The following is a 22,010-nucleotide window of genomic DNA, read 5'->3' as shown; positions in this document are numbered from 1 at the left end:
GCACGGCATGTTCAGTTGCCGGCACTGAAACTTATTGCTGCCGCAGCCCGTTGAATCAGACGGTAACAGTAAAATACGCCATTCCAATATAATCAGCTTTATTGAGTACATTGTACCCCTCTGAACAGCATTGCACCCTACAGAAATGAAACAGAAAAAGACCCCGTTATCCTCTCCTCCCGCGGCCCCTCCCCCAGCCGGGCAACCGCGCAAGGTCTATGTAACCCGCACCATCGAGTTCAACGCAGCCCACCGGCTCTTCAACCCGAAGTTCAGCGAAGAGATGAACACCCGGGTGTACGGAAAGTGTGCAAACAAGTACGGCCACGGCCACAACTACCAGCTTGAGATCACCCTCGGCGGCACCGTGGACCCTGAAACCGGGTACCTGTTCGACCTGAAGGAGCTGAAAAAGATCCTCGAAGAGGAGGTGACGGCGCGCTTCGACCACCGCCACCTGAACCACGACGTCCCGGAACTCGAAGGGCTGGTACCGACGACCGAGACACTTGCCGTCCTCATCTGGGACATACTCGAAGAACGCATTGCAGCCATCGACAACCGGGAGATCTCCCTCCAAGCAGTCAAATTACATGAAACAGGAAAAAACAGCGTCAGCTACCTCGGAGAATAACCCTATGCATACCCCGATAAAGACCCCCCTCTTCACCGGCAGGGGCACCTGCTGCGACGACGACGAGTACCCCCTCGACCCGCAGGAACTCTGTCCGGAAGCGCATGCCGCACTTTCCGCATCCGTCTCCACCATGCTGGAGTCTGTCGGCGAGGATCCTATGCGCGAAGGCCTCCTGAAAACCCCCGAACGGGTCGCCCGCTCGCTTGCGTTCCTTACCCGTGGCTACCGCCAGGACCCGGAGGAGATGCTGAAGAAAGCCGTATTCACGGAGTCGTACGACGAGATGGTGCTCGTTCGCGACATCGACATTTTCTCGATGTGCGAACACCACATGCTCCCCTTCTTCGGCAAGGCCCATGTAGCCTACATCCCCGATGGAAAGATCGTCGGACTCTCGAAGCTCGCGCGCGTGGTTGAAGTGTTCGCCCGCCGCCTGCAGGTGCAGGAACGCCTCACCCAGCAGATCCGGGACGCGATACAGGATGTCCTGAACCCGAAGGGGGTCGGCGTCGTCATCGAAGCGAAGCACATGTGCATGGTGATGCGAGGAGTCGAGAAACTCAACTCCGTCACAACAACCTCGGCCATGTCGGGCCAGTTCATCACCTCAGAGTCCACCCGCGGAGAGTTCCTCCGCCTGATCCGCCAGTAGCCGCTCACCCCCGAAGGCTACGCTGAAAACAGAAAACCCCGCCATGCAGCAGATGCAGGGCGGGGTTTCTTATTGTCGCGGTGCGGCGCTGCGCCCGTTCTCTTTAATAGAGCGAGAGGCCGAACATGGCCGACGAGTAGTGTGCAAACTGTGAAAGCGGCTCAAAGAAGAGACCGAACCAGATGGTGAGCACCATGAGGACAGCCATCAGTACATTGGCGAGCATGCCGGGGTTCTGGGCACGTTCGTTAGGCTCGAGGGATTCTCGGAGGAACATGTTCAGAGGAATGAGCATGTAGTAGTAGAGCGAAATGACGCTCGTCATGATGCCGACAAGGGCGAGGCCCACATAGAGAGAACCCTTGGAAAGCAGGGCCGAGAAGATGAACAGCTTGCCGATGAATCCGACCGTCGGCGGCAGGCCGACAAGGGAGATGAGAAACACGGTAAGGGCGGCGCCGGCAAGCGGCATCTTGCGGCCGAGACCGCGGTAGTCATCGAGGTTCTCGCTGCCGGTCCGGTTGGCGATGAGGGTGATGACATAGAACGCCCCGTAGTTCATCAGCAGGTAGGAGAGCAGGTAGAAGAGGACTGCCTGGGTACCGATAGAGTCCATGACAATGACGCCGAGGAGCAGGTAGCCTGCGTGTGCGATGGAGGAGTAGGCAAGGAGGCGCTTGACGTTCTTCTGCCATATGGCGACCACGTTACCGTAGATCATGGAGGCGACGGAGATGATGGCAAGCAGGCCGAGCCAGTCCCTTCCGGCAATATCCTCATAGGGGCTCATGCCGTGCGGAATGGCGATATAGAAGAACCTCAGAAGGAGCGCGAACCCTGCTGCTTTCGAAGCGACCGAGAGATATGCGGTGACCGGGGTCGGTGCACCCTCGTACACGTCGGGGCTCCAGAAGTGGAAGGGAACCGCACCGATCTTGTAGCCGAAGCCGGCAAGGATGAGGAGGGTGGAGAGCATCATCACCAGCGGGTCGTAGCCATGTACGGCAAGTTCGGCGCTGATGAGGAGCAGGTTGGTCTGGGCGGTAAGGCCGTAAATGAGGGAGAAGCCGTAGATCATGAGACCTGAGGAGACGGCGCCGTAGACAAGGTATTTCAGGGCGGCCTCAGAAGAGCGGCCGTCGCGCTTGAAGTAGCCCGAAAGGACGTAGGCCGTGAGACTGACCAGTTCCATCGAGAGAAACACCATGAGGAGGTCGGAGGCCGCAGCCATCATGACCATGCCGATCACCATGGCGACGACGAGTGCATAGTATTCGCCGATGCTCGTCACCTCCGTATCGAACCGCCGGTCCGACATCGTCAGCACAACGGCCAGCATCCCCGAGACAACGAAGAAGTACTTGAAGAAGATGGCGAACTCGTCGAGCACGTACATCCCGAAAAACAGTTCTCCAGCCTCCATCGCATGCTGCTGGTAGATGAAGAACATGCTTCCTGCAAGACCGGCGAGGGTCATCCAGCCGAGCAGGTTCGCCTTCCTCCCCTTCGTGGCAAGATCCAGGAGGATAAGCGCCATGAAGAGGATGGAGAGATAGATTTCCGGAATGAATGACCCCGCACCAGCTTTCAGGCTGGCGATGATATTCTGTATTTCAGCACCTGATGGGAGCTCGAACATGATTTCTCTTCGTTTATTCTGGTTTCGGTCAGTACATCCGCTCAGTTAAGGGCGGCCATGGCCACGGGTGCAAGCACCTGGACGAGCTTGTTGATGCTGGTTGTCATGAGGCCCATGATCGGCATCGGGTAGATACCGAGGAAAATGATGATGACGGCAAGCGGCACCAGCATGGCCAGTTCACGTGCGTCGAGATCGAGCTTGCCCTTCCAGTCGTGGAAGTGGATGTGCTCGTGGCCGTCGGCACCGATTTCAACATCGTAGGCAGCATCTTCACGACGTTTGCCGAGGAACATCCGCTGCAGCGACCAGAGCAGGTAGGCTGCACCGAAAACAATGCCGAGCACCGAGACGATGGCGATGGGCCGGGTGACTTCGGCGCTGAAGGCACCGACGAAGACGAACGCTTCACTGATGAACCCGCTGAGTCCCGGAAGGCCGAGGGAGGCAAACCATGCGATCATCACGACACCGAAGTAGACCGGCATGTAGGTTGCCAGGCCGCCGAACTTCTCGATCTGGCGGGTATGGGCACGGTCGTAGATCACGCCGACGAGCAGGAAGAGCATGGCGGTGATGGTGCCGTGGTTGAACATCTGGTAGAGCGCGCCGGTCATGCCCTCGCTGTTGCCGGCCGCAAGGCCGAGCAGCACGTAGCCCATGTGGCTGATGGAGGAGTATGCCACCATTTTCTTCAGATCCTTCTGGGCGAGGGCGCAGAAAGCACCGTAGATGATGTTGATGGCGCCGAACACCCCGATCACGTACATCGAGGCCTGGAACACTTCAGGGAAGAGCGGGAAGTTGATGCGCATCATGCCGTAGGTGCCGAGCTTCAGAAGCACGCCGGCCAGGATGACGGAAATCGGGGTCGGAGCCTCGACGTGTGCGTCGGGGAGCCAGGTATGGAACGGGAACATCGGGACCTTGATGGCAAAGCCGATGAAGAGCACGATGAAGGCCACGGTGCGCCACATGGCGTTGTCGGGACCGAGGATGGCGTCATGAATATAGTTCTCCTGGCTTGCCATGGCAACCAGGCTGAAGGTGTGGTTGCCGGTAAGCGGATCGATGACGCTGAAGTAGAGGGCGATCATGACGAGCAGCATGAAGACGGAACCGAACAGGGTGTAGAGGAAGAACTTGATGGCTGCATATTCACGGTTCGGACCGCCCCACATGCCGATGAGGAAGTACATCGGAAGCAGCATGAGTTCCCAGAACACGTAGAAGAGGAAAAAGTCGAGCGCGACGAAACAGCCCATCATGGCTGTGGCCAGGAGGTTGTAGAGCAGGAAGTAGCCTTTGACCTGCTTCTGGATGGTCCAGCTTGAGAGCACGCCGATAGTCGAAACAAGTGCGGTGAGGATCACCATGGTGATGGAGAGACCGTCGACACCGAGAAAGTACTCGATGTTCATGCTGCCCATCGAGCCGAGGTCCAGGCTGATCCACGGCAAACGCTCGATGAACTGGAACGAGCCTTCGGGCGAGCCTCCCGCCACGGCCGTGATGCCCGCGAGCGAAGGGTCGTATCCCTGCCAGATCATGACGGCAAGCACCATCTGGACCACTGCAGCAAGCAGCGATACCATCCGGATGATCTGCTTCTGGGAGGAGGGCACGGCAAGGATTACCAGGCCGGCGATAATGGGCAGAAAGACAATTAAACTCAGCATGTTCCCTATCGGTATGTTAGCAATTGAAAAGTAAATCCTCTCAGGAGACCAGTTGTGCAAAGTAGTAGACGAAATAGCCGAAGACGGCCAGCATCACCATGACAACATAGGTCTGCACCTTCCCGGTCTGGAGCTTTTTCAGCACTCCGCCGGATGTGTTAACGAAAAATGCGGTAAAGTTCACCATTCCGTCAACGGCATATCTGTCGAAGCTGCCGTTGAGGAACGCGAATTTCCTGGTCATGGTGGCAATGCCGTTGACCAGGCCGTCAATGATGTTGCGGTCGAACCAGGAGAACATGGCGGCAATCAGCATGGAGCCCCGGATGAAGGTCGCCTGGTAGATCTCGTCCCAGTACCATTTGTTGTAGGACATGAGGTAGAGGGGGCGGATGGCCTGTGCGGTACGGTCCGGATCGATGACCTTGAAGGCGTAGACGGTGAGGGAGAAGCCGATGCCGAGGATCACCATGACGGTAGAGATCTGGATTGCGCGGTTATGGGCCGCGTGGGTCAGGTGCGCGATTTCGGCCTGACGGGGATCGGCGAATGTGTTACCAGTAGCGTGCTCGCCAGATGCGGCGGGGGCATGGGTTTCGCCTCCCGGTTCAACAGGCACTGCTGCCAGGGCATGCATATCCTCAGTCGCTGGCGCTTCGGCCTGCACCGCTTCGGGTGCGGCTGCAGTTCCGTGTTCCTCTGCGGACATGGCCATGGAGGCTTCTGAAATACCGTGCTGCTCTCCTCCAACCACCGTTGCGGGTGTCGGGATCATCTTCATGAACCAGCCTTTGCCGCCATCGAGCGGATCGGGAGAATAGACGATGAAAATCGAGAGGGCTGCCAGAACGACCAGCGGAAGGCGCATGTTCCATGCGACCTCATGGACCGGATGATGGCCGTGCTCTTCATCATGACCATCATGGGCATGTGCCGCATGGTGGTCGTGCGGGTCGGCGGGCTTGAGGTGCGTGCGGCTTTCGCCGAAGAAGACGAGCCAGATCTGACGGCCCATGTAGAACGCTGTCAGAAGCGCGGAGAAGAAACCGAGAAGCGGAACCAGATAGTAGTACCAGGTGCCTTCAGTCTGTGCAAAACCGAGAGCACCGGCCAGAATGGCGTCCTTGCTCATGAACCCGCTGGTGAGCGGAAGACCGGCAAGGGCGAAGGTGGCGATGATGAAGGTGGCGAATGTCCAGGGCATGTTCCTGCGGAGCCCTCCCATCCAGCGCATGTCCTGCTCGTGGTGCATGGCGTGGATGATGGCGCCGGAACCGAGGAACAGGCATGCCTTGAAGAATGCGTGCGTGACGAGGTGGAAGAGGGCTGCCGAGTAGGCGCCGACACCCAGACCAAGCACCATGTAGCCGAGCTGCGAGACGGTCGAGTAGGCAAGGACCCGTTTGATGTCCTGCTGGGTGATGGCGATGGTGGCCGCCATGAAGGCGGTGAAGGCGCCGATGAATGCGATGAGGTGCAGCGCCTCGGGCGTGAGGAGCACGAAAATGCGGGCCACGAAGTAGACGCCGGCGGCGACCATGGTGGCGGCGTGGATGAGGGCCGAGACCGGAGTCGGGCCCTCCATGGCGTCAGGAAGCCAGACATGGAGCGGGAACTGGGCCGACTTGCCGACGCAGCCCATGAAGAGGAGGATGCCGGCCGCGGTCAGCCAGGCGTGCGACAGGCCGAACTCACCTGCTGAAAGTTTCTGGAAAATCTCCTGGTATCCGAAGGTATGGAACTGCGAGTAGAGGATCAGGATGCCGAGCCACATGCCGATGTCGCCGACACGGTTGGCGAGGAACGCTTTTTTCTGTGCATCGGCAGCGCTCTCCTTTTCGAAGAAGAAGCCGATGAGCAGATAGGAAGAAAGTCCGACGAGCTCCCAGAAAATGTAGATGGAGAAGAGGTTGTCGCTCAGCACGATGCCGAGCATCGAGAAGGTGAAAATGCCGAGATAGGCAAAGAACCGGCCGTAGTGCTTGTCGCCCTTCATGTACCCCGTGGAGTAGAGATGCACGAGGAAACTGATCAGGGTGACCATGGCGAGCATGATGGCCGTCAGGTTGTCGATGACGATGCCCATCTTGACCTGGAGCGGACCGACGCCGGGGACATTGCCGAAATCAAGCCAGGTGAAGTCCCATGCGACACGGAACGCCGGATCGTAGTGCTCGACGATGACCGTCCAGAATATATAGGCCGAGAGGGCGAAGGTTGTGCCGAGAATGCCGACCCCGATGAAATCCCCCCTCCGCGGCAGGCGGCGGTTGAAGAATATCAGGATGACGAACGAGAGCAGCGGCAGTAGCAGTACGGCTATTGACAACTGGATTAAACTGTGCATGGTCCTAAATGATTATTCGGTTGTACCCCTGTGATCACTCTTTCATGGAGTCGATGGATGAGACATCGACCGTGTTGAAGATCTTGTAGATATTGATGATGATGGCAAGCGCCACGGCCGCCTCGGCTGCTGCGAGCACGATGACAAAGAGGCTGAACATCACCCCTTCCATGCCGCCGTTCCACTTCGAAAAGGCCAGGAAATTGATGTTTGCGGCGTTCAGGATGAGCTCGACGCCCATCAGGATGACGATGGCGTTGCGGCGCGTCATCACGGCAAAAAGACCAAGGGCGAAAAGGATCGCCGAAACGGTCAGGAAATGGTTGATTCCGATTGCTGCCAGCTGTTCCATATGGTGGACTCTCTCTGTATAGGTTCGTTATTGCTTTCGTTATGGCTGTTCGCTGTTGCCGCGGGCGCCCTTTGCATCATAGCGGGCGAGGAAGGCTGCTCCGATCAGTGCGGCAAGCAGCAGGATGGAGGCCATTTCAAACGGCAGGACAAAGCGCGACATGGTTTCAAAGCCGATCCGCTCGACCACGCTGCCCTCGAGCATGGTTTCCGAAGGCATCCAACCGTTGGTGGTGTAGAAGGTATAGAGCAGCCCGGCAAGGGTGCCGAGAAAAAGCAGCGCACCGGGCACGACGTTCAGGACGTCGGCTTTCAGGTCTGTGGTCATCACCTTGTTGGTGAACATCACGCCGAAGAGCAGGAGGACGAGGATGCCGCCGACATAGACCACGACCTGGGTGACGGCGATGAAGTCTGCCGAGAGGAATACATAGAGGGCCGCGACACCGAAAAAGGTGAAGAGCAGCGAGAACGCCGAATAGATGATGTTGCGCGAAAACACCACGAACGCCGCGGACAGCACCGTGATGGCGGCAAAGAGGTAGAAGATGGCCGTATAGGTTGGGTTCGTCATGGTCTCTCTTTCAGTTCTGCTGTTAAGGGTTCGTCTCGCCGGGTTCAGCGGGGGCCGCTGCTGCTTCGGCGGCTTTCCGCTCTTTTTCTGCCTGGGCCTTCGCCTGCGCCTCCTCAACCTTCCTCTTCTTGGCCTCGGCCTCGTGGCGGGTGAGGTTGCCGAAATGATAGACAAGGTTCCAGCGGTCGAAATCGGAAAAATCAGCTACCGGAGTATGGCGGAGGCACTCCGTCGGGCAGACGGTGGTGCAGATGCCGCAGGTCATGCATTTTGCCGTGTCGATGTCGAAAACGGGGACCCAGAACTTCTTCTGCTGCCCGCCGGACGTCTTGCCGCAGGCCGCGAGGTCTTCCGGCATCACCTTGATGGTCTCCATCTCGATGCAGCTGACAGGACATGCCCTGACGCACTGGCCGCAGCCGATGCAGTCGTCGATGTCGTTATGGAGGCGGTAGCGTCCGTTTGACGGGGTGGGGACCGCTTCGCGGGGGTACTGCAGGGTCACCAGGCCGTCAACCTGGCCGAAGTAGTCCACATCGTCAATGCCGGCGTCTCCCTTTCGCTTGACGGCATTGAAGAAATGCTTCAGGGTGATTCCCATGCCGGTGGCGATGGTGGTGGCGCCGGTTGCAATATTCTTGAAATACTCGCTCATAGTGTGTTCTGTCATTAACAGGTAACGGTCATGGTACGTATATCATCCAGATCGCCGTCAGAACGAAGCTGACGAATGCGAACGGGGTGAGCACCTTCCAGCAGAGGTACATGAGCTGGTCGACCCTGAGACGGGGAAGGGTCCAGCGCAGCCACATCTGCACGAAGATGAAGAAAAAGCCTTTCATGATGATCCAGAAAGCTCCCCAGACCGGCCCGGTGGTCAAGTCGTTGAGGGCGAGGGACCCGATGTTGGGAAGCGGCGAGTTCCAGCCGCCGAGGAAGACGATGGCGATGATGGCCGACACCATGAACATGCTGCCGTACTCGGCAAGGAAGATGACGGCGAACTTCATGCCGGAATATTCGGTGAAGTAGCCGGCGACGAGCTCCGACTCAGCCTCGGGAATGTCGAACGGTGCGCGGTTGGTCTCTGCCAGCGAAGCGATGAAGTAGATGAGGAACGGAAGCCATGCGATAGGGCTCTGGAAAAGGAAGAAGTGAGCGAACCCCCAGGGACCGGACTGGAGCACGTTGATCTCCTGCATGTCGAGCGTACCGGCCATCATGGCACCGCAGAGCAGGGCAATGGCTGCTGGGATTTCGTAGCTGACGATCTGCGCCACGCTGCGCACGGCGCCGTACAGCGCCCACTTGTTGTTCGAGCCCCATCCTGCGGCGAGTATTCCGACGACCTCGAGGGCGACGATGCCGATGGCGTAGAAAAGTCCCACGTTCAGGTTGGCGCCGATGAATGCGGGACCGAAGGGCAGGACGGCAAAGGCCAGGAAGGATCCGACGAAAAGCACGCCGGGGCCGATGACGAACAGGAACTTGTCGGCAGAAGTCGGCACGATGTCCTCTTTCTGGAGGAGTTTGAGGATGTCGGCAAGGGTCTGCAGGATGCCCCATTTTCCGACCTCCATCGGACCGAGCCGGTCCTGCATGAACGCCGAGATCTTCCGTTCACCGTATACGCCGTAGGTAAGGGCGTAAAGGGCTATGAAGACAAGCGGAATGGCGGCAATGACAAGAAGACCGAGAGGCAGGCCCATCGGTGCGAAGCCCGTAAGGGCGTCCGACCAGGCATTGAGGCTGTTACCCATAAGAAGTGGCATGCTGGATTGCGGTAATGCGTTGAAGCTCATCGGTCAACCTCCCCGAGTACGATGTCGATGCTGCCGATGATGGCGACGAGATCGGGTATCAGCTGTCCTTTCGAGAGGTCCTTCATGGCAGAAAGGTTGACGAAGCAGGATGAACGGGCCTTGCAGCGAACAGGACTCGTCGACTTTCCGTCGGAAAGGATGTAGAAGCCAAGCTCGCCGCGGGGATTTTCGGCGCGTGCATACACCTCACCTGCTTTCGGGCGGATGCGCTTCGGCACAGCGGCTCTCGGGTCGAACCCTTCGGCTGAAGGCATTTTCTCGATGCACTGCTCGATGATCTTGAGGCTCTCCTCTATTTCAAGTGCGCGCACAAGGTGACGGGAAAGGCAGTCGCCGACATCGGAAAACTTGCCGTCGGGAACAGGAACGGCAAAGTCGAGTTCAGGATAGATCGAATACGGGTCATTGCGGCGAAGATCCCACTGCACACCCGAACCGCGCAGCATGGGACCCGACCATCCGTAGTTGATGGCCACGTCGGCCGGCATGATGCCGATGCCTTTCGTGCGCTTGACGAAGATCTCGTTTTCGGTGAGAAGACGGGAGAGCTCAAGCGCTTTCGGGCGGAAGTAGTCGACGAACTCCCCTACCCGCTTCTGGAAATCTGCCGGGACATCGTAGGCCAGGCCTCCGATCCATATATAATTGTAGAGCATCCTTGCGCCCGACGCCCACTCAAGCATGTTGAGGATGTGTTCGCGGTCACGGAAGCAGAAGAGAAACGGCGTGAAGGCGCCGAGATCGATGGCGTAGGTGCCGATGGCGACGAGGTGCGAGGCGATGCGGTTCAGTTCGCTGACAATCACCCTGATGAACTCGACGCGGCGGGGGATTTCAATGTCCAGCAGCTTCTCGACGGCGATGGCATAGGCCATTTCGCTGTTCATGCCGGCAAGGTAGTCCATACGGTCGGTATAGGGGACGATGGCCGGGTAATCGACATTCTCGCAGTACTTCTCGAAACAGCGGTGAAGGTAGCCGAGGTAGGGTTCAGCCTCCGTCACAACCTCTCCGTCGGTCCGGCACTCGAGGCGGAGCACCCCATGGGTGGACGGGTGCTGGGGGCCCATGCTGAGGACCATCTCCTCGGTGGCAAGGTCCTTTTCGATGATGACCACGTTGTCGCTTTTCCGGGTCAGTCTCACCGAACCCTGTCCGGCCATTTCCAATTCCTGCATAGTCTTAAGCGGATTTGATGGTGTTAACCTTTTCTAGTAGGGCACCTTGATGCCGTGGTAGCTCTCCTGGACCCGGTAATCCTTGCGCAGCGGCCACCCTTCCCAGTCATCAGGGCAGAGGATCCTGCGCATGTCGGGATGGCCTGTGAAGAGAATGCCCAGCATATCGTATGCCTCCCGCTCATGCCAGTTGGCGGTATGCCACACACAGGCCACGCTCGGTATCGAGCCGCCCTCTCGCGGGCATTTGACCTTTACGGCGATGCGGTGCGGATAGACGCCGATCGACTCAAAGTTGCAGACGATGCCGAGCTTTTCCTCCAGAGGGTAGTCGACGCCCGACAGGCACGCCATGTAGTTGAACTTGAGCTTCGGGTGATCCCTCATAAAGAGGGCGATATCGGTCCAGAGGGCCGTATCCTGCACCTCGAAAAAGGGCATGGTGGGGTTCCTGTCGAATGCCGAAATGGCCTCGCCGAACTTCTCATGAATGACGCTGTATGCCGCTTCGCTCTGCTGCACCTGCTTCGAGTCTATCGTTCCTTCTTCCATCGTAGTGGTCTCTCTTCAATTGAAAGTTACGCGCCTGCCGAACTCCGCTCCCGCTCGATGAACGGGCGGGGTTCGACGCCGGTTTCGGCAAGTTTCTTCAGGGCTTCCTGTCGCGACATGCCGATCTGTTCCATGCGGATGAGTTCCTGCACCTTCATGAGGCCGCCGATGAGCGCCTCGGGGCGCGGAGGGCAGCCGGGGACATAGACATCGACAGGAATGACCCTGTCGACGCCCTTGAGGACATGGTAGCCGTGCTCCCAGTAAGGGCCGCCGCAGTTGGAGCAGCTTCCCATGGAAAGCACGTAGCGCGGCTCGGGCATCTGTTCGTAGAGTCGTACGACCCGCTCGGCCATTTTCATGGAGACCGTGCCGGCGACGATCATGAGGTCGGACTGACGTGGGGAGGAGCGGGGGAATATCCCGAAGCGCTCAAGGTCGTAGTTGGAGGCGTTGGTGGCCATCATCTCGATGGCGCAGCAGGCAAGACCGAAGCCCATCGGCCAGAGCGACGAGAGGCGGGCCCAGTTGAGTACGGCGTCAACGGGTGCCACCAGCACATTGTCCCTGGAAAAACCTGCATCAAGTAAACCCATGGTAGCGAGGAAATAGGTGGTTAGGAATCAATCGCGCCCGGCGGACTGTCTCGGGGAAGGCATCTCCGGCATCTTCGGAACGGAAGGGGTCGGCCGTACCCAGTCGAGATCCCCTTTCACCCATGCATACACAAGGCCGAGAATCAGGATGCCGGCGAACACGAGCGCCTCGATGAGCGCAAAACTGCCGAGCTGGCGGAACACGGTGGCCCAGGGGAACAGGAAGACGACCTCCACATCGAAAATGATGAAGATGAGGGCGACGACGTAAAAACGGATATTGAACTTGACCCATGAGGAGCCGACAGCTTCTTCGCCGCACTCGTAGGTCGAGTTTTTGACGGGGTTGGGGCGGCTGGGGCGCAGCATACGGGCGGTGAGGTATCCTCCGGCGACGAAAACGACACCGAGGAGAAGAAAGACGAAAACATTGCCAAAATCACTCAGTGTCTGGTCCATGCTGTTCGGTTTTGTGTTGCACCCTTAAAGCGGGTGCGCAAATATAAAAAAAATTCTCTTCCAGCCCAGAAAAAATCAGCGCAGGATGATGCTGTACATAGGGTCCGGGAGATCGGGAGCAGAAAGGTCTGAAGTTAACAATTTTAAACTTCAGGGAAAGACAAGAAGAAGAAAAAAATCAGGAGCTCAAGCCTCCCCGCCTCCGATTTTCCGGCTGAACTGTCCCAGCAGCCTTACGAACATATACACGATGCCTCCCGTCGAGATCACCGAGGCCGCTCCGGCAGCCGCATGCGAACCGGTCAGGGCGAAAACGGGCGGCGCGAGCATTGAGCCGAGTGCGAGCCAGACGATGGGAGCCCAGACAAGGGCGAAGAGGACGAGAAGGCCCGTTTTCATTCTGCCTGTTTTCATGCTGCTGTTTTCATGCTGCTGTTTTCATTCTGCTGTTATTCATTCTACTCATTGTTCATCGAAGAATAGGCTTCCGATCTGGGCAGCCATGTCGGCATCCAGCGTCTTCAGCAGTTCGTATTCCGCCCGGAGCGATTTCATGTCGCCGCGCGACACATGGAACATGGCGAGCTTGCGGTGCGGCTCGGGGTTGTCGGGCTCAAGCTCAAGCGCATGGTCAAATGCCACTCGGGCCTCGTCATACTCCCCGAGGTCGAGATGCACATCACCGAGCACGCACCAGGTTTCAGCGTAGGCAGGATCAAGTTCGAGTGCGTGGCGGAGCGTCTTCAGGGCCTCCTCCTCCTTGCCGAGCGTCAGCTGCACGAACCCGAGGTGGCGCCATGCCGGAACGAAGCTCCGGTCGAGCACGATCGAGCGGAGCAGTTCGCAGCCCGCTTTGCGGTATGCCGCAAGAGCGATATGAGCCATGGCACTGGCGTAGCGGACCTTCGGATCGCGATAATCTTCAAGCAGCAGCTGGTCGAGCAGGACCCGGGCACGCTCGTTCTCCTGCTGCTCCATGCACCGGAGTGCCTCGGCGTACAGGGCCGGGCCGGAAGGGTTCAAGGCAGAATCGGACATGGCTGGTCAGGGTTTCGGTTCAAGGCTTTCATAGGCCTTCTGGATACTGCTGAGCTGGTTGAGTTCACGGAGCACCTTTCCGGCCAACCACCCGGCAAATGCGGGCGAGTCGTTGATGCAGGGCACATAACGCGACAGTGGGAAGCCGGCTGACTCCAGAAGTTCACGGGCCTGATACTCGGTTTCACTGTTGTCGGCAAAAAAGCCGTACGGGAACATCACCACGCCCCGGCACCCCTCCCGCCGGAACTCTTCCAGCGCCTTTTCGACGGTCTCGGAGGTCCACTCCCCTCCTGCCGTGTGGTTCATGCAGCCCTGGCGGATGTCCGTGAAGACGTTCCGGGGGTCCTCCATGATGCGGCGCTTCATCATTTCGAAGAAACGGCCGGTTTCATCGAGGCCGGTAAACACCTTCGGGGGGTTGCCCGCGCGGTCGCGGACAAGGGTTCCGTGAATCACGAGCACAAGACCGAGCTTCTTTCGGGACTCCATGAACGAGCTTCCCTCCAGCTTGCTGAAAAGGTGGTCCACATAGATCCGGTGCAGGGCGTCATCCGACCAGAACCGGTTCATGAGCCGGACCTTTCCGTAGCGGGTGTCGCCGTAGGCATCCTCGACCATCCGGCATGCAACACCGCAGGAAAACGCCGACTCGACGGGGATCATCGGCACCACCACGATTCCATCATACTCCCGCTTCAGTCCGGCGAGCATATCTTCAAGGTAGGGCGGCACGAAATAGTATGCATCGAGCACGTCTATATCCACATCTTCCGGCAGCTCCGGCGCCTGTGTGCTGAGACTCTGGCGGAGCTGGGCAGTCTGCCTGCGGTTTATGGCCTGAAGGGACGAACGGTAACCGCTGAGACGCCAGTTGATGAAGTGCTTGATTGAGCGGTAGTCTGCAATAAGGTAGACCAGAAAACGGGGAACCTTGACGATCTGGCTTGTGATCACCTTGAGGATGCGTCGGGAGCTCGGCCAGAGGTTGCGGAGGGTAAGCTTCTCCACCTCCCCGTATGTGACCACGACGACCGCGTAGCGCTTCCTCCTCACAGTCCCGTCCACCACCTCAGTTCCACATACATGACCGCGAACCCGATGAGGGCGCCGACGAGAGTCTGCATGAAGTTGTGGGCCTTGAGGACCATCCTTGACCACATGAGCAGCGGCACGGCCGGAAGTGCCCAGAGGGCGCCCGGTCCGAACTGCAGGAACAGCAGGGCGACCGAAGAGGTGTAGGTGAACAGGTGGATGCTGATCTTCCACTGGAGGGTGACGAGGAGAATGAGTACGGTGTTCACCGCATTGAAGAGGAGGATGCCGCTGAGCAGCCGCGGGGCATGCATCTGCTGCATGAACTCATAGCCGATGGCGTTGACCACCACCAGCACCAGAAGGGGAAGGAAGCGCTGCTCCCGGAACGAGATGTTGTAGTCCGACACCCGGCCGGTCTTCTTCAGGCCGTAGATGAGGGCCATCGGGGCGAAGGTGCTGGCTGAAAAGAGGATTGTGAGGTAGCTGAAGCGTTCAGGGTCTGCTCTGAGGCCGAGAAGGATGACGGCCAGATAGGCCGCCGGAGCGACGACCACGGGGCTGATCACCCATGAAACGAAGGTTGCTAGACGATGCTGGTCAAACTGCACGGGCACAGCGGATTAACTCAATGAATTTCAGCGTATTACGCCCTGAAAACTATTTGGAAAGATAATTTTTAATAAGTTAAAATCCATTTATATATTCTCAATCCTGCGAGAGTGGTGAAATTGGTATACACGCTAGTCTTAGGAACTAGTGCCGTGAGGCGTAAGGGTTCGAGTCCCTTCTCTCGCACCCTTGCCTGCATGCCAAAGTGGCGAAACTGGTAGACGCGCTGGACTCAAAATCCAGTGGGCTAATCCCCGTGTGGGTTCGAGTCCCACCTTTGGTACCACAAGACATATGCACACCGAGGAAGGAATCCCGAAACCCCTTTATAAATAAGGGGTTTCTCTTTTTCCCCTTCGGCTGATTCTGCCATCACCGGCTTGAATCATCAGCATTACAGGGTGTCTTTTAGGGGCACATTCTGGATTCGTTTTTACTCACGAGCCAAAATACCCCTACAATACCACCCCTAACCGCCCCACTCTACGCCAGGCGCACCTGAAACACCGCCCCATCTCCGAAGCCACATGGGGCGCTCTCATCGAGCCGGAGGGTTCATGCCGACGCCAACGGGACGTATTGCGATTGATTGCCCGGGGCTTCACCGAACAAGGAAGTAGCCGCAGCGCTCGACATCTCCTGCTTTACGGTCAGGGTCCATGTCTCAAACATGCTCCGGCAATGGCTGGTCCCTTCACGTACGTCATTAGCCACCCATGCGCTGAAGCAGGGCTGGAGTTGAATGCTGCCGCCAACTGAATGACCACAACCGCGGAGCAGCTTAACACAGGAGCAAGGCCACGCACATGGTATCCCGACAACTTGCGGGGACGGCAGTTCGCGCAGTTTGTCTCCATGGGGTATCAATGCTTCCTGACGAATAAGATCAAGGGGCTCCTGTCGTTCTTCACCAGGGCATTGGCCGATCCTCCCTGCTGATTGTTTGCGTTGCCGTAAGGGGCCGCATACCATGAAGCAACCATGAAGCAATCATGAGTCGTGCGATATGGACTCTTGTTCCAATATGCACGACTATGGCCGCCCGATCTTTTTCTCCGTCCGCATCGTCTGCCTCCCCGATTTTACCGGCACGGCCGTGAGGGCACCGCCCGCCGTTCACAAAAGCGCACTGTTCAAAAATAACGGACACCGGCGAAAAATGAACATCCGCATGGAACGCCCGACTCACGCCCTGCCCGCCAGGTACTCTGTAACGCCCCCCCAGTCGGGGAACCCTATGCCCCGAAATGTATCAGCTCGCCCTGGAACCGGTCCGACCCGTTGGCGTCGTGGCGGTCGTCGACGAGGAAGTCGCCGATATTGAGGTGCTTGTGGTGGGAGAGGACGAGCCGCTTGCGCGCGGCGTTGCCGAGATGCTTCCTCACCCGGCGCAGCTTGTCGCTCCAGGCCGAGGGGTTCTCCCAAGGGGCGGTGGAGAGGATGTAGGTATCAAAGAGCAGGGAGGCTCCCTGAACGCCTCGAGAGCGCCCTCCATCGGCTCCACCATCAGGCGGAAAATGCCGGGCGCGTCATCGTAGCGCCCCTCGTAACGCCTGAGGTCGTCGGGTTTCAGGGCGTCGATGCCCGAACGGAAATCGACGAGGGTGTTGTCCATGTCAAGGTAGAGGATCTTCTTCATATGCTGGCGGCGTCAGTGGGTTCAGTACATGCTTAACCCCCATAGCATACCGCCGGAGATCGGACAACGGCTGTCACAGCAAAAAAAAGACGTTCAGGCCGCAGGAAACGAACCGGCGGCCATAACCCTCCGTTCGGCGAAACCGGCTCTCACAAATACCCGACGGGGATGGCCGTAACGGTCGAGGTGAGAGGAACATCCCGTTCAACCATGCACAGAACCGCCCCCGGGCCGACAGGGCGGCCGAGCCTGTCCAGTACGCCAAACTGTGTACGGACCGTCTTCCTCGGCGATGCGGTCTTTTTGATTTCAACAGGGAAGAAGGTGTCGCCCGACTCGATGAGCAAATCGATTTCGTTCTGGTCATCGTCACGATAGAAATAGATGCCGCATTCCAGGCCCTGGTGCCAATAGCTCTTGATGACCTCGGCGACGACCCAGGTTTCCAGTATCGCTCCCGACATGTTTCCGGCCTCAAGGGAGGCCGGGTCGGGCCAGCGGGTCAGGTAGGAGGCAAGCCCCGTATCAAGGAAATACAGCTTCGGGGCCCTTACGAGCCGTTTCGTCAGATTGGTATGATAAGGCTGCAAAAGGTATACCAGCCCCGACGCCTCCAGCACAGACAGCCAGGCCCTGGCCGTCTTGTTGTCGATGCCCGTATCCCGCGAAAGTGCCGCATAGTTCAGGAGCTGGCCCGTACGGGCGGCAACGGACACCAGGAACCGATGGAAGGCCATCTGGTCCGAAATGCGCAGCAGATCCTGTACATCGCGCTGGATATAGGTCTGGATGTACGATCGATAGAACAGGTCCCGCACATCGGGGCCATGCTCGTGCACACGAGGAAACGAACCGATCCAGATCTCCCGGTACAGATCCATCAGCGGCACCGTCCCGGCTTCACGCGAGCGGGCTATCCAGTCGGCAGTCGGAACGAACGGTAGCGACGCTGCCGAACGTCCGGCGAGTTCGGCCCGGGAAAGACCAAGAAGATCCAGGACGGCCACCCGCCCGGCAAGGCTTTCGGTAATGCCGCGCATCAAGTGGAACTTCTGAGAGCCCGTCATCCAGAACATCCCGTTGCGCTTCTCCCGATCGACGATAACCTTGATGGCACTGAAAAGCTGGGGAGCGTACTGAATCTCGTCGATGATCAGCGGAGGCGGCCATCTCTGGAGGAAAAGCGCCGGATCCTCGCAGGCAAGGCTGCGGGCGTCCAGATCATCGAGCGTGACATACCGGCGCCCTGCGGAGGCATGGTCCCCTGCGCACAACTCAAGCAGGGTTGTCTTGCCGACCTGCCGGGGCCCGGTCAGCAGAAGCACAGGGAAACTCTCGCTGACCCGGTGAACCGCTTTCTGTAATGTCCTTTCGTACATGATTCGTGTATATTGGAATTATACCCCAATATACACGACAAAAAAGGAAAGCAGAAATCAAAAGAGGAACCAACCGAACGATCAGCGCGGATACCCGAAAGCCGAGGTAAAATCAGCCTCACCGGCCTCAACGATCAGGATTATGTCTGCCTTGCCGACATCGCCCGCTACAGAGAAATCATCCCGACTGACGACCTGATCGGCAACCGGCTGCGCAACGGCAACACTCTCGAGTTCCTCGGACTCTGGAAACAGATCAACAATCCCGGGTTTAATCCCGTCGAATTCGATCGGTTTAGAATGCAGGCAGGGCTCAACAGCTTCACGCTCACGCCGAAGCAATGGATTGAGCGCACCGGTGCCATCGCCATCCAGTCCAGGGCCGGACGTTATGGGGGCACCTATGCCCACTTCGACATCGCCCTGGAGTTCGCCGCGTGGATCTCGGTCGAGTTCAAGCTCTAGCGCATCAAGGAATTCCAGCGCCTCCGTCTTCTCAATCGCCTTGAGCAGCCCCTCCAGCTGGAACAGCATCGGCTGCAGCAGATACGGCTTCTTGCCAGGGATCCGTACTGTCCGCCATGATCACCACCCTGCCCGCTCTCCCGCCTGCATCATCATCCGCATTCTTCACAAGCGAGCTGTGGTTGCTGTTCCTGATAGCCTGCGCCAGCTCCGACAGAGAGGTCCTTGCGCCTCGGTGCCTCAATGCTCGGATCTCAATTGAATAGCTGGCACCCCCCCCGCATGGGTTGACTGAACCGGGTACCGGGCTGCGGGCGAATCAGGGTAGCATGACCCCCGGAATCATCAGGAGGGATTCTACCAGCTTTTAGATATATTTTGAATTGATTGAACGAGGTGTGTATTGAGGGGCATTTTCAGGGGTACAAAAAGAACTGCACAGCATAAAAGCCTTACCCCCCCATTGATGTTTCGATTCCCACCGTTGGTACAACTAACCACCATTCGAAGATCCTCGTAACGATGCAGAGAATGTACTCCCCGTGGCGCGAAACCTACATGCAGTCCTTCAAGGACGAAAAAACACCGACGGACCCCTCGCGCTCGGTGTTCGCCGACATTCCCCCGGAAGAGGACGAGGAGCGCTTCGTGCTTCACCGCGCAGAGCACTGCTTCATCATCATGAACCTCTACCCCTACAACTGCGGGCACCTCATGGTGATCCCCTACCTGCAGACCGCAGAGTTCTCGGGGCTTGACGCGGCAACGAAACTCGAGGTCATGGAACTCACCGACCTCGCCATCAAGGCTTTAGAGCGCACCCTCCGTCCCCAGGGCATCAACTTCGGCGCCAACCTCGGCCGCGTGGCCGGCGGCAGCGTCGACACCCATATCCACTTCCACATCGTTCCCCGCTGGGAGGGCGACACCAACTTCATGCCGGTACTGGCAGACGCCAAGGTGCTGAGCAACGACATGCATGCCCTCTACCGGAACCTGAAACAGGCAATCGGGGACCTGCTCGAAGAATCCGCCGACTAGAGACCGTGCCGATTGATCCTGTCCCGTTCCTCACCGTCCCCGACCGGTTTACCCCGGAAAAGGGCGACTGCTGGCCGCTCGCCCTTGACCCCGAAACCGGCATCATCAGCCTTCTGGATCCACCGGGTCCGCTTGAGATGGCCGCCCACTACCGCCACAACGCCTACTCACCCCATCTGCAAAAGGCCGAGAGCATTCCTGACAGACTGTACCTTGCGGCATCAGCCCTGCTCCTCCACCGAAGGGCCCGGCTCGTGGCAAAAGGCATAACCGATCCTGGAAAAGCCCGTGTGCTTGAAATCGGCTGCGCCCGCGGCACCCTGCTGGAACACCTGGCCCTCCATCACGGGTTCAGCCGCAGCAATATGATCGGCATCGAGCCGGACCCCGCCTCGGCATCGTTCGCCCGTGAGCGCTTCAAACTCACCCTCTACCCTTCACTCAGCGACCTTCCTCCGCTTTCCGGGCCGTTCCAGCGGATCGTGCTCTGGCATGCGCTCGAACATCTCCCTGAGCTTGATGCCGCCCTCGAACAGCTCTCCCGGCTCCTCGCCCCCGAAGGCCGTCTCCTTATCGCCCTCCCCAACCCATCCGGACTTGACGCAGCCCATTACGGTCCAGACTGGGTGGCGTGGGATGCCCCGCGCCACCTGTGGCATTTCCCGTCGGGGACGCTGGAACGGCTGGCAGAAACATACGGACTGAGGCGGATGACATTCAAGGCGTGGGCGCCCGATGCCCTCTTCAATGCCTACATGAGCGAGGAACTGCGGTGCAGGAGAGGAAAACAAGGAATGCATGCGGGAAGAAAAGCGCTGGCGCTTCTGAAGGGTGGACTCTTCGCCCTTCGGGGCATGCTGAAAACGGAGGACGGGGCGGGCATCGTCCGGGAGTTCCGGAGAGGAAAAGAAGCTCCCGGCGTTCAGTTCTCTCCGGCAGGAGATGGCGTGCGGCCGAGCGAACGATCAAGCGCAACATCTGCCGACAGGCAGTCGTAGACCGCCTGCAGGTAGTTGGTACGGGCTTTGTTCAGCTGCAGTTCGGCGTCCGTCAGTTCAAGGCGTGAACCAACCCCTTCACGGAACCGCAAGAGCGAGATCCGGTAACTCCGCTCCGCCATCCCGATGGTCTTCGACTGCACATCAATGCGTTTGCGGGCCTCCCGCATATTCGAAAGTCGCACCTCCAGCTCAGCCAGCACGTTGGCCTTCAGGTCCTCGAGCCGCGCCATGGACTGAAACCTGGCAATCTTTGCCTGCTCCACCCTCGAACTGATCCGGTACCCGGTGAATATCGGCAGGCTGACCTGCAGACCGACCGACGAGGAGACCGGCCAGGCGGAGTCCTGGATGTCGGTGTCATCGTTGAAGGCGGACTGGGAAGCAAGTTCGCCGAATGCTGTCAGGGTAGGGAGCCGTTCGGCCCGGGCCGCACTGATTTTTTCGCGCTCGGCCTCGACCTGCAGTTCGAGCTGGCGGACGTCCGGCCTTGCCCGGAGTGCTTCACGCCAGGCAATGGCGGCATCGGCGGGATAGGTCGCCACCGGAACCGAGAGAGAGTCACTCAGCGCGAGCGGAACGGCGGGATCAAGGCCCATTGCGTTCTTCAGGCGGGTCATGGTGTTCAGGACCCTGTTTTCTGCCTGGATGAGGTCGGGGCGGAGGTTTTCGACCGAGAGATAGGCTTTCAGGGTATCGATGTCGGCTGCCACGCCCTGACGGAACATCGCCCCGGTATCCTTCCTGGCCTCTTCCCAGCGCTCGATGCTGTCCTGGACAAGCTGCAGCTGATCGCGCGATATGAGGGCGTCGAAGTAGGCCATCCTGATATCCGACACTACGGCGGCCTCCGCATCGCGGTATGCCTCGGCACTGATTTTCTTCACGATCCCGGCACCCCGGATGCCGGCAAACGCCGTACCGTTGAAAAGGGACTGCTGGAGGTCCAGGGTAGCCTTGCCGGAGTTGTCGGCACTGATGTTGATCGGCGTGAATCCCGACTGATTACCCTCGAGGGCTCCAAATGATGAGGGAAAAAAAAGCACCGAAGACTTCAGCGAGCGGGTGTAGGTGAACCCGGAGCTCAGCTGCGGAAGGACCGGCGACCATGCCTCGCGGACTTTTGCCGCGCTCATGTCGCATTCAAGCCGGGCGATCTCCAGCCGGCGGCTCTTCTCCATTCCTATACGGACGGCATCGGCGACCGACACCCGGAGGGGGGCCTGCGGGGTATCGGGGGAACCCGGCGCTGCATGGGCAACGAGAGGCATGAGCAGGGCGCAGAGAAGAACCGTAAGGGTGGAAAGGCGGAACAT

General features: G+C 58.7%; 21 protein-coding genes, 2 tRNA genes and 3 pseudogenes. 8 read left to right on the top strand and 18 right to left on the bottom strand.

Annotated elements, in window-relative coordinates:
* The first annotated feature begins 145 nt into the window (after positions 1-145).
* Both PLUT_RS03965 and folE read left to right on the top strand, forming a co-directional pair.
* A complete protein-coding gene (locus PLUT_RS03965) occupies positions 146-634 on the top strand; it encodes a 6-pyruvoyl trahydropterin synthase family protein (protein ID WP_011357504.1) in 489 nt (162 codons plus the stop codon).
* Positions 594-1,289 carry a GTP cyclohydrolase I FolE gene (gene folE / locus PLUT_RS03960; protein ID WP_041463790.1) on the top strand — a complete coding sequence of 232 codons (696 nt, stop codon included), beginning with the start codon at positions 594-596 and terminating at the stop codon, positions 1,287-1,289. The genes PLUT_RS03965 and folE overlap by 41 nt, the downstream gene beginning before the upstream one ends.
* 103 nt (positions 1,290-1,392) lie before the next feature.
* Here folE and PLUT_RS03955 read toward each other — a convergent pair whose 3' ends face one another.
* The 15 genes from PLUT_RS03955 to PLUT_RS03885 form a co-directional block, all read right to left on the bottom strand.
* A complete protein-coding gene (locus PLUT_RS03955; protein ID WP_011357502.1) occupies positions 1,393-2,928 on the bottom strand; it encodes an NADH-quinone oxidoreductase subunit N in 1,536 nt (511 codons plus the stop codon).
* 41 nt (positions 2,929-2,969) lie between these two features.
* Positions 2,970-4,607: a complex I subunit 4 family protein gene (locus PLUT_RS03950; protein WP_011357501.1), complete on the bottom strand. Its 1,638-nt coding sequence runs from the start codon at positions 4,605-4,607 to the stop codon at positions 2,970-2,972.
* A gap of 40 nt (positions 4,608-4,647) precedes the next feature.
* Complete coding sequence (gene nuoL, locus PLUT_RS03945) at positions 4,648-6,954, bottom strand: NADH-quinone oxidoreductase subunit L (RefSeq protein ID WP_011357500.1); 2,307 nt, start codon at positions 6,952-6,954, stop codon at positions 4,648-4,650.
* Between the two features lie 34 nt (positions 6,955-6,988).
* Positions 6,989-7,306 (bottom strand): NADH-quinone oxidoreductase subunit NuoK, encoded by a 318-nt coding sequence (nuoK, locus tag PLUT_RS03940; protein WP_011357499.1) that lies wholly within the window; start codon positions 7,304-7,306, stop codon positions 6,989-6,991.
* A 39-nt stretch (positions 7,307-7,345) separates the two neighbouring features.
* Positions 7,346-7,879, bottom strand: a complete 534-nt coding sequence (locus PLUT_RS03935; protein WP_011357498.1) for an NADH-quinone oxidoreductase subunit J family protein — start codon at positions 7,877-7,879, stop codon at positions 7,346-7,348.
* A 22-nt stretch (positions 7,880-7,901) separates the two neighbouring features.
* Positions 7,902-8,534: a 4Fe-4S binding protein gene (locus PLUT_RS03930; protein WP_041463789.1), complete on the bottom strand. Its 633-nt coding sequence runs from the start codon at positions 8,532-8,534 to the stop codon at positions 7,902-7,904.
* Positions 8,535-8,562: 28 nt separating this feature from the next.
* On the bottom strand, positions 8,563-9,681 hold the full coding sequence (gene nuoH, locus PLUT_RS03925; RefSeq protein WP_011357496.1) for an NADH-quinone oxidoreductase subunit NuoH: 1,119 nt from the start codon (positions 9,679-9,681) through the stop codon (positions 8,563-8,565).
* A complete protein-coding gene (locus PLUT_RS03920; protein WP_041463788.1) occupies positions 9,678-10,880 on the bottom strand; it encodes an NADH-quinone oxidoreductase subunit D in 1,203 nt (400 codons plus the stop codon). Before PLUT_RS03920 ends, nuoH begins: the two co-directional genes overlap by 4 nt.
* Positions 10,881-10,913: 33 nt before the next feature.
* On the bottom strand, positions 10,914-11,432 hold the full coding sequence (locus PLUT_RS03915) for an NADH-quinone oxidoreductase subunit C (RefSeq protein WP_011357494.1): 519 nt from the start codon (positions 11,430-11,432) through the stop codon (positions 10,914-10,916).
* A gap of 26 nt (positions 11,433-11,458) precedes the next feature.
* A complete protein-coding gene (locus PLUT_RS03910; RefSeq protein ID WP_011357493.1) occupies positions 11,459-12,028 on the bottom strand; it encodes an NADH-quinone oxidoreductase subunit B in 570 nt (189 codons plus the stop codon).
* A gap of 27 nt (positions 12,029-12,055) precedes the next feature.
* Entirely contained in the window at positions 12,056-12,487 is a 432-nt protein-coding gene (locus PLUT_RS03905) for an NADH-quinone oxidoreductase subunit A (RefSeq protein ID WP_011357492.1), read from the bottom strand.
* Positions 12,488-12,673: 186 nt separating this feature from the next.
* Positions 12,674-12,901 (bottom strand): hypothetical protein, encoded by a 228-nt coding sequence (locus tag PLUT_RS03900; protein WP_011357491.1) that lies wholly within the window; start codon positions 12,899-12,901, stop codon positions 12,674-12,676.
* A 48-nt stretch (positions 12,902-12,949) separates the two neighbouring features.
* Entirely contained in the window at positions 12,950-13,525 is a 576-nt protein-coding gene (locus PLUT_RS03895; RefSeq protein ID WP_011357490.1) for a tetratricopeptide repeat protein, read from the bottom strand.
* A 6-nt stretch (positions 13,526-13,531) separates the two neighbouring features.
* Complete coding sequence (locus PLUT_RS03890) at positions 13,532-14,596, bottom strand: ferrochelatase (RefSeq protein WP_041463787.1); 1,065 nt, start codon at positions 14,594-14,596, stop codon at positions 13,532-13,534.
* The gene (locus PLUT_RS03885; RefSeq protein WP_041464041.1) at positions 14,578-15,171 is read right to left on the bottom strand and encodes a hypothetical protein; all 594 of its coding nucleotides are present in this window, start codon (positions 15,169-15,171) and stop codon (positions 14,578-14,580) included. The genes PLUT_RS03890 and PLUT_RS03885 overlap by 19 nt, the downstream gene beginning before the upstream one ends.
* Positions 15,172-15,276: 105 nt before the next feature.
* Here PLUT_RS03885 and PLUT_RS03880 point away from each other — a divergent pair.
* From PLUT_RS03880 to PLUT_RS12140, 3 genes and pseudogenes are all read left to right on the top strand, one after another.
* Positions 15,277-15,358 (top strand) — tRNA-Leu (locus PLUT_RS03880).
* A 13-nt stretch (positions 15,359-15,371) separates the two neighbouring features.
* Positions 15,372-15,458, top strand: a tRNA-Leu gene (locus PLUT_RS03875).
* A gap of 263 nt (positions 15,459-15,721) precedes the next feature.
* A pseudogene (locus PLUT_RS12140) lies at positions 15,722-15,914 on the top strand (response regulator transcription factor); the annotation flags it as partial.
* A 443-nt stretch (positions 15,915-16,357) separates the two neighbouring features.
* Here PLUT_RS12140 and PLUT_RS12135 read toward each other — a convergent pair.
* Both PLUT_RS12135 and PLUT_RS03860 read right to left on the bottom strand, forming a co-directional pair.
* Positions 16,358-16,811 (bottom strand): annotated as a pseudogene (locus PLUT_RS12135) (5' nucleotidase, NT5C type).
* Between the two features lie 149 nt (positions 16,812-16,960).
* Complete coding sequence (locus PLUT_RS03860; RefSeq protein WP_011357486.1) at positions 16,961-18,190, bottom strand: ATP-binding protein; 1,230 nt, start codon at positions 18,188-18,190, stop codon at positions 16,961-16,963.
* Between the two features lie 90 nt (positions 18,191-18,280).
* Between PLUT_RS03860 and PLUT_RS03855 the strand changes: the two are divergent.
* The 3 genes and pseudogenes from PLUT_RS03855 to PLUT_RS11060 all read left to right on the top strand — a co-directional run.
* Positions 18,281-18,652: pseudogene (locus PLUT_RS03855) on the top strand (KilA-N domain-containing protein); the annotation flags it as partial.
* A 525-nt stretch (positions 18,653-19,177) separates the two neighbouring features.
* Positions 19,178-19,696, top strand: a complete 519-nt coding sequence (locus PLUT_RS03845; protein WP_011357484.1) for an HIT family protein — start codon at positions 19,178-19,180, stop codon at positions 19,694-19,696.
* 5 nt (positions 19,697-19,701) lie between these two features.
* Positions 19,702-20,694 (top strand): class I SAM-dependent methyltransferase, encoded by a 993-nt coding sequence (locus PLUT_RS11060; protein WP_011357483.1) that lies wholly within the window; start codon positions 19,702-19,704, stop codon positions 20,692-20,694.
* Here the strand turns inward: PLUT_RS11060 and PLUT_RS03835 are convergent.
* Positions 20,619-22,010, bottom strand: coding sequence for a TolC family protein (locus PLUT_RS03835; RefSeq protein WP_011357482.1), 1,392 nt, complete (start codon positions 22,008-22,010; stop codon positions 20,619-20,621). The two genes, PLUT_RS11060 and PLUT_RS03835, sit on opposite strands and share 76 nt — an antisense overlap.

This window comes from Pelodictyon luteolum DSM 273, from assembly GCF_000012485.1.
Classification (GTDB): Bacteria; Bacteroidota; Chlorobiia; order Chlorobiales; family Chlorobiaceae; genus Chlorobium; species Chlorobium luteolum.
This window is presented reverse-complemented; position numbering and strand designations above follow the sequence as displayed.